Annotated in this window: 9 protein-coding genes and 1 pseudogene; 6 read left to right on the top strand and 4 right to left on the bottom strand. The window is 70.3% G+C overall.

What is annotated here, in order from left to right; all coding sequences use genetic code 11:
- The first annotated feature begins 84 nt into the window (after window positions 1-84).
- Together OHA72_RS09260 and OHA72_RS09265 are read left to right on the top strand one after the other, a co-directional pair.
- Window positions 85-1,422, top strand: coding sequence for a helix-hairpin-helix domain-containing protein (locus OHA72_RS09260; RefSeq protein ID WP_327007421.1), 1,338 nt, complete (start codon window positions 85-87; stop codon window positions 1,420-1,422).
- Complete coding sequence (locus OHA72_RS09265) at window positions 1,422-2,474, top strand: OmpA family protein (protein ID WP_327007422.1); 1,053 nt, start codon at window positions 1,422-1,424, stop codon at window positions 2,472-2,474. The genes OHA72_RS09260 and OHA72_RS09265 overlap by 1 nt, the downstream gene beginning before the upstream one ends.
- A gap of 61 nt (window positions 2,475-2,535) precedes the next feature.
- Here OHA72_RS09265 and OHA72_RS09270 read toward each other — a convergent pair whose 3' ends face one another.
- Window positions 2,536-4,116 carry an alpha/beta hydrolase gene (locus OHA72_RS09270; RefSeq protein ID WP_327007423.1) on the bottom strand — a complete coding sequence of 527 codons (1,581 nt, stop codon included), beginning with the start codon at window positions 4,114-4,116 and terminating at the stop codon, window positions 2,536-2,538.
- Window positions 4,117-4,282: 166 nt separating this feature from the next.
- On the opposite strand from OHA72_RS09270, the gene OHA72_RS09275 reads away from it, so the two are divergent.
- Both OHA72_RS09275 and OHA72_RS09280 read left to right on the top strand, forming a co-directional pair.
- Window positions 4,283-4,918, top strand: a complete 636-nt coding sequence (locus OHA72_RS09275) for a hypothetical protein (protein ID WP_327007424.1) — start codon at window positions 4,283-4,285, stop codon at window positions 4,916-4,918.
- Window positions 4,919-4,930: 12 nt separating this feature from the next.
- Window positions 4,931-5,290 (top strand): hypothetical protein, encoded by a 360-nt coding sequence (locus OHA72_RS09280; protein WP_327007425.1) that lies wholly within the window; start codon window positions 4,931-4,933, stop codon window positions 5,288-5,290.
- A 10-nt stretch (window positions 5,291-5,300) separates the two neighbouring features.
- Here OHA72_RS09280 and OHA72_RS09285 read toward each other — a convergent pair whose 3' ends face one another.
- On the bottom strand, window positions 5,301-6,014 hold the full coding sequence (locus OHA72_RS09285) for a TetR/AcrR family transcriptional regulator (RefSeq protein WP_327007426.1): 714 nt from the start codon (window positions 6,012-6,014) through the stop codon (window positions 5,301-5,303).
- A gap of 85 nt (window positions 6,015-6,099) precedes the next feature.
- Between OHA72_RS09285 and OHA72_RS09290 the strand changes: the two genes are divergently transcribed.
- Window positions 6,100-6,825: an SDR family oxidoreductase gene (locus OHA72_RS09290; protein WP_327007427.1), complete on the top strand. Its 726-nt coding sequence runs from the start codon at window positions 6,100-6,102 to the stop codon at window positions 6,823-6,825.
- A 181-nt stretch (window positions 6,826-7,006) separates the two neighbouring features.
- Entirely contained in the window at window positions 7,007-7,186 is a 180-nt protein-coding gene (locus OHA72_RS09295; protein ID WP_327007428.1) for a DUF3073 domain-containing protein, read from the top strand.
- Between the two features lie 210 nt (window positions 7,187-7,396).
- Here OHA72_RS09295 and OHA72_RS09300 read toward each other — a convergent pair whose 3' ends face one another.
- Entirely contained in the window at window positions 7,397-10,639 is a 3,243-nt protein-coding gene (locus OHA72_RS09300; protein ID WP_327007429.1) for a GH92 family glycosyl hydrolase, read from the bottom strand.
- A 5-nt stretch (window positions 10,640-10,644) separates the two neighbouring features.
- Window positions 10,645-12,390, bottom strand: a pseudogene (locus OHA72_RS09305) (family 43 glycosylhydrolase); the annotation flags it as partial.

Genomic DNA, 12,390 nt, shown 5'->3' on the forward strand with positions numbered 1-12,390 from the left:
CTCTGTTGCCGAGCATCGAGGTATGGAAGGCTGCGCGCAAACTTCCCCCTTCACGCGTCGGTCACTTTCCCCCGGAGGCCCGTCGTGACCTGGTTCATCAACCAGTCACTGCTGTTCATCGTCATCGCATTCCTACTCGGCCTGCTCGTCGGCTACCTCTGGTGGGGTCGTCAGGTGCGCCGGATCCGTACTCAAGAGAGCACCGCCACCCCCGCTGCCGTACAGCCGCTGGTCGCCGCGGCACCGGCCGAGCCCGTCAAGGACGAGGTGGAGACCGAGGCCGCGTCCGCTGCCGAGCCGATGCCGGCCGAGCCCGTGGCCGCCGACCCGGTCGTCGACGAGCCGGCGCCGGTCGCGGTCGCAGACCCCGAGCCCGTCCCCGTCGTGGAACCCGTCGCCGAGGTCGAGGCGCCGGTCGAGTCCGTGGAGGACGTGCCGTCCGATGTGGACGACGAACTGGTCGCGGACGTCGAGTCCGCGTTCGCGGCCGCGCCGGTCGCCGCGGCCGAGGACGACCTCGCCCGCATCGAAGGCATCGGACCGAAGATCGCCGCGGCGCTGAAGGCGGCGGGCATCACCACGTTCGCGGCCCTCGCCGACGCGGAGCGGTCCACATTGGAGGATGCGCTCGCGAACGCCAACCTGCGGTTCGCGCCGAGCATCGGCTCGTGGGGGCGGCAGGCGCGCCTGCTCGCCGACGGTGACGAGGCCGGCTTCAAGGAGCTGACCGACTGGCTGATCGCGGGCCGCGAGCCCACCGCGAAGCCCGCCGCCGCATTGCCCGTGGCCGCGGCGGTGCCGGCCGGGCCCGAGGTCGCCGACCCGGTCGAGCCTGAGGTCGCCTTCGCGGCTGAGCCGGTCGTGGAGCCGGTGGCCGAGCCTGAGCCCGTCGCCGTGGTCGAGCCCGAGCCGGTTGCTGTGGTTGAGCCCGTCGCCGAGCCTGAGCCCGTCGCCGTGGCCGAGCCTGTCGCCGTGGTCGAGCCCGAGCCGGTTGCTGTGGTTGAGCCCGTCGCGGAGCCGGAGCCGGTGGTCGAGCCCGTCGCCGAGGTCAAGCCGGTGGTCGAGCCCGAGCCCGTCGCCGAGCCGGAGCCGGTCGTCGTTCCCGCCGCCGTGGTGGTCGAGGACGGGCCGCCGGACGACCTCCAGCGCATCGAGGGGATCGGGCCGAAGATGTCGGCCGCGCTCCTCGCCGCGGGGATCCGCACGTACGCGAAGCTCGCCGACTCCGACGTCGACACGCTGCGCACCGCGATCGAGAACGCGAACCTGCACTTCGCGCCGAGCATCGTCACGTGGGCCCGCCAGGCGCGCCTGCTCGCCGACGGCGAAGAGGAGGCGTTCAAGGAGCTCACCGACTGGCTGATCGCCGGCCGTGAGCCCACCGCGAAGCCCACCGCCAGCAGCGACGCCGGGTCGGTCTGATGGCGGGCACGACGACGACCCGTACCGTGCGGCATGAGCTGCGCAAGGTCAACCCCTGGGTGCCGATCGTGGTCGGTGTCGTGGGGCTGGCCGCGCTCATCGGCGGCGCGGAGGTGCCGTTCCGGCACCACATCGAGGCGGTCCTGACGGATCACACGAAGGTCGCGCTGAGCAACGCCGGGATCGACGCGGACGTGTCGTTCACCGGTCGGGACGGCACGGTCCGTGTCGACTCGGCGGACGAGCAGCGCAAGGCCGAGGACGTCGCCGGCGCCGTCGAGGGCGTGCGGGTCGTGACGGTGATCGCGCCGCCGAAGGTCGAGGTGCCGCCGTCACCGGTCGCGGTGAAGCTGCTCGTCGACGCCGGCAAGGTCACGCTCACCGGCACCGTGTCCGACGCCGCGGCCAAGTCGGCGCTGGGCGACGCGGCGAGGGCGGCGTTCGGCGCCGACAACGTCCTCGACGAGGTGACCGTCGACGCGAAACGCAGCAGCGACGGCGTCAAGATCGCCGCGCTCGCGCCGGTGCTGGCCGCGCTGGGCAAGGAAACCAAGGCCGGCGTCGTCGACCTGCAGGGCGGCACCGTGACCCTCACCGGCACGGTCGTGTCGCAGCAGGTCAAGGACCAGGCGGAGGTCGCGGCCCGCGACGTCACCGGCATCGTGCGCAACGAGCTCGCGGTCGGCGAGGCGAAGGCCGAGCAGGTGCAGACGCAGCTGGTGGCGCTGCCGACGGTCGAGTTCGAGAACGACAGGGCGACGCTGACCCCGCAGGGCCAGGCGGTCGTGGCGAACGTCGCGTCGATCCTCAAGGCCAACCCCAGCATCCGGATCAGCATCGAGGGCCACACCGACAGCACCGGCACCGAGGCGCGCAACCAGGCGCTCAGCGAGGCCCGCGCGAAGACGGTCCTGGACACCCTGGTCTCGCTGGGCATCGCCGCGGAGCGGATGAGCTCGAAGGGCTTCGGCGAGTCCCGCCCGAAGGTCCCCGACACCAACGACGCCGCCAAGGCGATCAACCGGCGCGTCGAGTTCATCGTCCAGCAGTAACCACACACGAAAGCGGGGCCTGCCGGATCCGATCCGGCAGGCCCCGCTGCTTTGCTACCTGCTAGTGGTGCACGGGGTACAGCGGCTCACGCGTCAAGCTGTCCGCCCGCAGCGACTTCGCCTGCAGCGAGACCGCGGTCGGGTCGGGCTGCGGCAGCGCGTCACAGGTGGCGTCGGGCTTGTCGCCGGCCTTGCGCTTCGGCAGCTTGCCGGTCGCGAGGTAGTCGGCGATCGCGTTGTCCACGCACTCGTTGCCGTTGAGCGAGTTCGCGTGCGTGGTCTGGCCGACCTCCGCGAGCAGCGCGCCGTGCGGGAAGCGGCGACGGGCCTCGAGGCTGCCCTCGAACGGCGTTGCCGCGTCCAGCGTCGTGCCGACGAACAGCACGCTCTGCACCTTCGAGCCGTCGACCTTGACCGGCTTGGACACCTTGCCGGGCCAGAAGAGGCACGGCGCGTTGTACCACGCGTTGTCCCAGGTCATGAACGGCGCCTTGAGGAACGTGCGCCAGTTGTCGCGCTCCCAGGTGCTCCAGCTCTGCGGCCACTGCGTGTCGGTGCACTGCACCGCGTTGTAGACCGCGAAGCCGTTGTCGTCGCCGGGGGCGACGTAGTTCTCGTACGCCGCGACGATCAGGTCCGTGTTCTTGTCGTTCGCCCAACCGGCGAACGCCTCGGCCAGCTCCAGCCACGTCGACTGGTAGTACCCGGCGTAGAGGAAGATGTCGGCGAACTCGTCCGGCCCGACCACACCGCCGGCAGGCGTGCTGCGCAGCTTGTTCTGCTCCGCGTACCAGCGCAACTGCACCTGATCGGCGGTCTTGCCGAGGTGGTAGACGTCGTCATACTTGGCGAGCCAACCGAACCAGATCTTCTCGTTGCGCTCGAAGTTCACGTCCTGATCCAGGTTGGCCTGGTACCAGACCTTCCGCACGTCGACGTTGCCGTCCAGCACCATGCGGCGCACCTGCTTCGGGTGCAGCGTGCCGTAGACCTGGCCGAGGTACGTGCCGTAGGAGAAGCCGTAGAAGTTGATCTGGCTGGCGCCGAGCGACTTCCGGATCGACTCCATGTCGTTGACCGAGTCGACCGTCGTCATGTGGTCCAGCAGCGCGCCGCCGGCCTGACCGCAGGCCTTGGCGTAGTTCTTGGACCGGTTGAGCCAGGTCGTCTCGATGCTCTGGTTCCACGGGATGTACTCCGGACGCGGCCCGTTGAAGTAGTCGTTGTCGCACGACAGCGCGGGCACGCTCGATCCGACGCCACGCGGGTCGAAGCCGATCCAGTCGTACGCCTCGCCGGCCCCGTTGGGCACGAACTCGCCCAGCACCGACAGCGTCAACCCGGAGCCACCCGGCCCGCCGGGGTTGACCAGCATGATGCCCTGGTAGTCCTTCGCGGCCACCTTGGCCTTGATCCGCGACACGGCGATCTGGATCTTCTTGCCATTGGGCTTGCTGTAGTCCAGTGGCACGTCGAGCAGCCCGCACTCCGCACCACGACGCTGCAGCCCGGGGCTCTCACACTGCCCCCAGGTGATCTTCGCGGCCCCTGCCGTGTCCGCTGCCGGCGCTGCAGAGGCGCTGTTGCTCGGGGCGACGGCCAACATCGTGGCCGCCGCGGTGAAGAGAACGAGCCCCTTCACAGTTCTTTGCTTCACAGATCCTCCCAAAGTTGCCCAAATGAGTGTCTTCGGGCAACTGATTCGGGCAAAACAATGTCACGCTGATCGTTGAGGTCCAGCCAGACGCGCGGAAGGCGTACGACCCTTTCCTCCACCCGAGCAACCAGCGGATTGGTTGGTGATGCCTGTGACGGAGACCCCGCTGGATCGGCTCTGCGCGCATCGCGGGGTCGCGGTGCCGGCCGCCGGGCACCTGCTCGACCTGGCGGCGGAGCTGGACCTGCGCCCGGCCGACCTGCTGACGATCGCCGGCGGTGCGGTGCCCGCCGAGTACCTCCCCGCCGACCCCGGCGCGGCGCCGCTGATCGAGTCGTTGCCACTGCTCCGCCTGAAGGTCGCCGCGGCCGAGGCCGCCCGTGGTCACGCCCGTTCCCTGGCCGGGCCGCCGACGGCCGGCGGATCGCCCGGCCTGCCCGCGCTCGAGGCGGTGACGTTCGGCGCGGTGTTCAGCCGGCTGATGCAGATCCGGAACATCACACGCTGGGGCATGGCGTACGCAACGAGCTCGGCGCTCAGCACGGTGGCCAGAACGATGCGCGGCGGCGTGCCAGGCCCGGAACGCGTGGCGCTCATGGCCGCCACGCTCTGCCTGCGCCCCGACGACGTCGAGGCGATGGCCGCACGAGGGACGGAGGCGCCACCCCCTGAGGCATGGGTCCACGATCACCTGCCACAGCTGTGGGCCGTCGGCGAGCTGATCCTGGCCCTGGTGCCGCTCCAACGCGACCAGATCAACGCCGTGCTTGCCCGGGCCCCGGACTGAGGTCGTGCACCGATGCCGGCCGGGGGAACGGTCGACCGCGGTGACCTTCCTGCCCCGCCGGTGCAGCGGCCCGGCGTGCCGGTGTGGGTCGCCGGCTTCCCGGGCAAGCGGCGACCGATGCAGCGGGCGGCCCGGCACGACGGCAACTTCCCGGTCAACCTCGAGCACCCGGACCAGCTGGCCGAGGCGGCCGCGACCATCGCCGGGCTGTGGGAGCCCGGGCCGTATGACATCGCGGTCGAACTCGTAGCGGGCGTCGATCCGGGGCCCTACGCGGCGGCCGGTGCCACCTGGTGGCTCACGGCGTTCGAACCCACGTCGGTGACCGTCGACGAGGTGCGCGGCGTGCTGCGGGCCGGCCCGATCACCTGAGCACCACCGCTCAGCTGCTCGCGATCCTGGTCAGCCACTCGTCGAGCAGGGCGAGCTCCGCGGCGCTCAGCGCCGTGACCCCGGGCAGCGCCGTCCGCAGCGCCCCGGCGGCGCCCGCCAGGCCGGCGCCCGTGCCCGCCTGCCCGCCCGTGCCCGCCTGCCCGTCCGCGCCCGCCGGCTCGCCGGTGACGGCGGCGATGACCGACTCGCGGGCCAGTACCGGCAGCGCGGGGTCCCGCTGCTGCGGTGGCAGCGCGATGAGGGTGAGCGTCATGCCGCAGCCCGCCGAGTGGATCAGGTGCGCGGCGCGCTCCTCGCTGACCCGCAGCCGGCCCGCCGCCGCGATCCGCCGCACCTGCCCGGCGAGCACCTCGGCGGCGGCGCGGGCCGCCGGGGACTCGACGCCGGGGCGGGGCTCGCCGTAGATGAGGGTGTAGGCGGCCGGGTGCTCCAGCCCGAACGCGACGTGCAGGTCCCAGCCGCGCCGCAGGTCCTCGACCGGGTCGGCGCTGTGCCCCAGTGCCGTCTTGCCGCGCAGGTAGGACACGAAGCCGTGGCTCGCGACCGCGTCCAGCAGGCCCTGCTTGTCGCCGAAGATCCGGTAGATGGTCGGCGCCTGCACGCCGGCGGCCGCGCTGACCGCCCGGGTGGAGATCGCCTCACGGCCCCCCTCGTTCAGCAGCGCCGCGGCCGCTTCGACGATCTTTTCGCGGGTAGTGGTCACGGTAACAACGCTAACACTTGCACGTTAGCGTATTGATGCTAACGTCGAGTTGTTATCAGTGCTAACACGCCTTCGGGAGGGTGTCATGAACAGGGTTGCCGTCGTCACCGGTGGATCGCGCGGGATCGGCCGGGCCGTCGCGCTGCGGCTGGCCTCGGACGGGCAGGCGGTCGTCATCGCGTACGGCCATTCGCCCTCCGCCGCCGACGCCGTGGTGGCCGAGATCACCGGCAAGGGCGGGCAGGCGGTCGCGGTGCAGGCCGACGTCGCCGACGAGACCGCCGTCGCCGCGCTCTTCGACGCCACGGAGCGGCAGTTCGGCGGCGTCGACGTGGTCGTCAACGCGGCCGGCGTCATGGTCCTTTCACCGGTGACCGAGCTCGACCTCGACGACCTGGACCGCATGCACCGCACCAACATCCGCGGCACGTTCGTCGTCGACCGCGAGGCGGCCCGGCGGGTCCGCCGCGGCGGCGCGATCGTCAACTTCTCCACCTCGATCACGCGGCTGTCGGCGCCGACCTACGCCGCGTACGCCGCGAGCAAGGCCGCCGTGGAGGCGATCAGCCCGATCCTCGCCAAGGAGCTGCGCGGCCGCGACGTCACCGTCAACGCCGTCGCCCCCGGCCCGACCGCCACCGACCTCTTCCTCAACGGCAAGGACGACGCCACGATCGAGCGAACCGCGAAGATGAACCCGATGGAGCGGCTCGGCACCCCGGAGGACATCGCCGAGGTCGTCTCGTCCCTGGCCGGGCCCGCGCGCTGGATCAACGGCCAGACGATCTACGTCAACGGCGGCGTCGCCTGACCCCTCGGAAAGTCGCCTGACCCCCTCCGAAAACAGTGTCGTCGGACTCTTGTCGCAACGGCGGCAGACGACACCTGCGGAGGGGATGTACCGTGTCGGGCACGAGGATGAATTCAAGTTGTCACGACGCCGGGCGCGGCATTGCCACCGCCCCTCGGCGCACGGGAAACGGGGAGCCGACATGGGACGTGGACGGGCCAAGGCCAAGCAGACGCGGATCGCCCGGGAGCTGAAGTACTTCACCCCGCCGACCGACCTCACCGCCCTCCAGCACGAGCTCGCCGGCGTGCACCTCCCCGAGAACGACGACGCGGACCCGACCGACCACACCCCGGACCGCGACGACCGCACGCCCCGCTAGCCGGCGGTGCCACCCGGCGAGCTGACCCCCAGGCGGTCAGCTCGCGGCGGACGCCTGCCGCAGCGCCTCCCGCATGACGCGTTCGAACTCGCGTGGTGCCGAGAGCATCGGGAAGTGGTCGGCCTCGGGGATGACCGTGAGGGTGGTCTCGGGTGCTCCAGCCGGGCGAAGTGCTCGTGCCGCTCCGCTCGATCACATCACCCATGCCCGTCAACCTATGAGCTGCAGCTCCGCGAGCTGGGTCTCGCCGGCGCCGTGGTTGGCGGTGATCTGCAGCCGGTAACGCGAATAGGCCGCGTTCCCCGCGACGGTGAACACCCGTGTCTGCCGGCGGTCGATGAAATCGACGTCGGTGCGGGTGTCGACCGTCGTCCAGGTGACCCCGTCGTCGGAGCCCTGCAGGACCCAGTTCCTCGGGTCGCGGCCGGGCAGGTCGTCGGCCGAGGTCAAGGTGTACTGCTTGACGGTGGCCGCGGAGGTGAGCCGGCAGGTGATGGTGGCGGTGCCCGCGACCGTCAGCCACTTCGTCAGGGACGAGTCGTCGGTGAGCTTGGCGCGGCCCTCGGCGGGGGTGTCGCCGCTGACGGTGACGGTGCTGCCGGTCGCCTTGTCGAGCAGCTGCTGCGGTGCCGCGGTGCCGGTGGTCAGCGAGCCCGGGATGTCGGAGGCCCCGGTGCCCCACGACGACGGGCTCGGGCCCATCACGAAGTGCAGTGTGCCGCCGGCGGTGAGGTCGGCGTGGGTCAGGTAGTTCTTCGTGTAGGCGACGCCGTTGAGGGTGGCGCTCTGGATGTACCGGTTGGTGTCGCTGACCCCGGGCGCGGTGACGGTGAACGTGCGCCCGTTCTCCAGCGTCAGCGTCGTCTTCGGGTGCAGCGGTGCGCCGATGGCGTAGTCCGTGGTGCCCATCCGCGCCGGGTAGAAGCCCAGCGCCGAGAAGATGTACCACGCGGACATCTCGCCGTTGTCCTCGTCGCCGAGGTACCCGTTGCCGGTGGCCGCGCCCGAGTTGTAGAGGCCCGTGAGCACGCGCCGGACCTGGTTCTGGGTCTTCGCGGGGGTACCGGCGTAGTTATACATGTAGAGCATGTGATGCGTCTGCTCGTTGGCGTGCGCGTACTGACCCATGTTCGTGTCGTAGATCTCGCGCATCTCGTGGATGATCGCGCCGTAGCAGCCGGTCAGGTAGTCCCGCGGCGCGGCGAGCATCGCGTCGAGCTTCGCCGACAGCTGGGCCCGGCCGCCGTAGAGGTTCGCCATGCCCTGCGGGTCCTGCGGCGCCGGCGTCGCGTAGTGCCACGGTGCGCCCTCGACGAACTCGCAGCCCCACAGGTTGGCGCTGAAGTCGGCGTCGCTGGTACGCCACGTGCCGTCGCTCTGCCTGCCCCGGAAGAAGCCCACCGACGGCGAGAACAGGTTCACGTAGTCCAGGGACCGGTTGCGGAAGTAGGCGGCGTCGTCGGCGTACCCGAGCGCCTGGGCCATCTGCGCGATGCCGAAGTCGCTGGTGGCGTCCTCCAGGGTCCACGACGCCGAGTCCCCGCGGGAGTCCGAGGGCACGTACCCCTTGAACGTCGACACGTCCAGCCCCATCCGCCCGTTGACCCACGGCGAGTACACCATGGCGTTCTTGACCATCGAGGCGTACGCGGCCTGGTAGTCGAAGTTGCGCACACCCTTGGCGTAGGCGTCGGCGAACACGAGGTCCTGGTTGGTGCCGGGCATGATCGCCCGGTTCCACGGCGCCGACCAGCTCGGCGTCCAGCCGCTGGTCTTGTACGCGTTGACGAACCCGTCGAGCATCTCGCCGGTGCGGCCGGGTTCGAGCAGCGTCAGCAGCGGCCACTCGGCCCGCGCGGTGTCCCAGAAGCCGTTGTTCACGTACATCTGCCCGTCGTGGACCGTGTTGTCGTAGGGGCTCTGGTACTTGCGGACCCCGCCGACCATCTCCGAGCGGTTGTTCGGGTACATGAGCGACCGGTACAGGTTCGAGTAGAACGTGACGAGCTGGTCACCGGTCGCGCCCTCGATCCTGACCCTGCCCAGCGCCGTGTCCCACTGGGCGGCGGCCTCGTCCCGCACCGTGTCCAGGCTCTTGGCGCCGATCTCCTGGTTCAGGTTCGCCGTGGCCTGCGCGACGCTGATCCAGGACGTGCCGGTCCGCAGGGTCACCTGCTGGTTGACGGTGGTCGCGACCCGGATCCAGCTCGTCGCGCCCTGCCCGGTGATCGTGCCTGACGCGGTGATCGCGGCGTCCACGGTCGCGGAGAAGTACAGCTTCTGGCCCCGGTGGTCGGCGTAGCCGGAGATGGTGCGCGCCGCGGCGTCGACGCTGATCGAGCCGCCGGCGCTGTCGACGGTGTCGAACAGGATGGTGGCGTCCGCCGCCGCGGGGAACGTGAACCGCATGACGCCCGCATGGTCCGTCGGCGCGATCTCGGCGGTGATCCCGTACGTGTCGAGCCGGGTCTTGTAGTAGTGCGCCTTCGCGACCTCGTTGGCGTGGCTGAAGGTCGACTTGCGCGCCTCCGGGGTGGACTTGACGCCGCCGGTCATCGGCATGATCTGCAGCTGGCCGTAGTCACCGATCCACGGGCTGGGCTGGTGACTGATCGCGAAGCCCTGCACGGTGGACGCGTTGTACTGGTACAGCCAGCCGTCGTTGTTGCCGTTCGTCACCGGGGTCCAGAAGTTGAACCCGTGCGGGACCGTCGCGCCGGGGAACGTGTTGCCCCGCGAATAGTTCAGGTCGGAGTTGGAGCCGCGGCGGGTGTCGACGAGATCGGAGACGCTGCCGGCGGCGCCGGCGCTGATCCGGATGTCGTCGAAGTAGCCGCGGAACGTGCCGGTGCCCTCGGGCTTGTCGTAGCCGATCAGGATCCGGTCGATCGTCTTGCCGCTGACGGCCTCGCCGATGACCGACGTGACGTAGTTCCAGGTGTCGAAGGCCAGGACCCGGCCGCTGCCCTGGTCGCGAGGGTTGACCCGCACCCCGTGCTGATCGACGGCGCCGGAGTTGCGCAGGTACGTGCCGTCGGTGAACACCAGGTCCACGGCCACGTCGAGGTTCCCGCCGCGCTGCGGCAGCACCCAGTAGGACAGCGTCGTCGACGCGCCGACCACGATGTCGACGTCGAAGACCCGGTTGTAGGAGGAACTGCCGGTGGTGCTGGTGTCGGTGCCGGAGTACATCAGCGCGGCGCTGCCGGTGTGTGCGGCCTCGGCACGGGTCCCGCTCTGCATGCCGGGGAGGCCGCAGCAGTACCCGCCGACGCCGGCGCTGCTCTCGACGGTGTCGGTCCATGTGGGCTGTGCGTCGCCGGCCTCGAAACCGGAGCTGAAGTCGCCCGGTGCCGCCGTCGCCGGGGTGGTGATGGCGGTGAAGAGGCCGGCGACCAGCGCGCCCGCGGCGATCCAGACCGAGGCGCGGCGACGCACAGACGTTTCGGTCACGGGTCCTAGCTGAACACGCGCAGCTCATAGATGCGAGTCGCGACCTCGCCGGTCTGCGTGGGGGTACCCACGTTGAGGCGCACGTAACGGCCGGTGACCCCGCTGACCGGGTGACTTGTGGTCGCCGCCGTGTTGCCGGTGATGTTCACCACCTGGGTCCAGGTCGTGCCGTCGCCGGACACCGAGATCGTGAACGCCCTGGTGTTGAGGCTCGCCGCCTCCCCACCGGCCTGGGCGTGCGCGAGCTCGAACCGGCCGATGCTCCTGGCGCTGCCGAGGTCGACCTGCAGCCAGGCACCGGCGACCGACGAGCAGAACTTGTCGGAGTTGCCGCCGCTCACGCTGCCGTTGACGGCCTTCTCCGGGCCCTCCGACGCCACGCACGGTGACGTGCCGGTGGCGGGCCTGCCCTGCGCGACGTTGACGCCCGCGCCCACCGGCGCCCCGACCACCACGTTGTCGAACGTCGCCGCCGCGTTGAAGACCCGCACCCCGTCACTGCCGGACGCGTACGTGCCGTCCGTGACGTTGATCTTCGGGTTGGCCATGTCGTCGACGTACACCTTGATCGACGACCCGATCGCCGTGACGCGCAGGTGGTAGCTGGTGCCGGCCGTGACGGTGAGGTTCGCGGTGCCCAGCTGGGTCCAGTTGTTGGCGGCGCGGCCCAGCACGACCCGCCCGGCCGGGCTGATGCCGGCGTAGTAGCCGTTGTAACCGTCGGTGCCGGAGGTCGCGTTCGTCACCCGGAACGTCAGCCCCGCGTCGCCGCCACCGCTGGTCACCGTGACGTCGGCGTCGTAGGAGAAGTCGCCGAAGTTCGTGTCCAGCTGCGCCTTGCCGCCCAGGCTGCTCCCGGCGGTGTACCTGCCGTTCACGGTGCTCCAGGCACCGCCGTAGGCCCTCCACCCCAGCGCATTGCCGTCGGCGAAGTTGTCCTTGACCCGCATGGTGATGCGCGGAATCGTGCCGTCGGCGTTGAACGTCATCCGGTCGTAGGCGAGCTGCCGGTGGTTGCCGTCGGACTCGGCCAGGGGCCGCCGGTGATACAGGATGTACCACGTGTCCGTGCCCGGCACGTTGATCACCGAGTTGTGCCCCGAGCCCTTGGCGACCGTCGGGTCCTGCGCGAGCACCTTGTCCAGCTTGGTGAACGGCCCGGTCGGCGAGGTCGACATCGCGTAGGACACCGAGTAGTCGGGCCCGGTCCAGCCGCCCTCGGACCACATCAGGTAGTACTTGCCGTTGCGCTTGAACATCTGCGAGCCTTCGACATACCCCGACGGCGTGATCTCCTTGAACGTGCTGCCGTCGCTGAACGTGCCGAGACTGATCATGTCCGCGTTGAGCTTGGCCACGTTGGCGTGACTCCAGCCCCCGTAGTAGATGTAGGCCTGCCCGTCGTCGTCGATGAAGACGTCCTGGTCGATCGGCTGCGCACCGTTGTAGAACTGCCCGATCAGCGGCCTGCCGATCGCGTCCCGATACGGCCCCGCCGGGTTGTCGGCGACGGCGACCCCGATCCCGCCGAGCGCGGAGTTGTTCTGGATGTCGTTCGCGGCGAAGTACAGGTAGTACTTGCCGTTGCGCTGGATCGGCGCCGGCGCCCACATGGCATAGCTCGCCCACGACACGTTGGCCTTGGTGAGCACGTTGGGATGCTTCGTCCAGTTGACCAGGTCCGTCGAGGAGAAGGCGTCGAGGTAGGTCTGCTCCGAGTAGCTCTTCGACGTCGTCGGATAGACCCAGAA

It is taken from the genome of Dactylosporangium sp. NBC_01737 (assembly GCF_035963215.1).
Taxonomy (GTDB): Bacteria; Actinomycetota; Actinomycetes; order Mycobacteriales; family Micromonosporaceae; genus Dactylosporangium.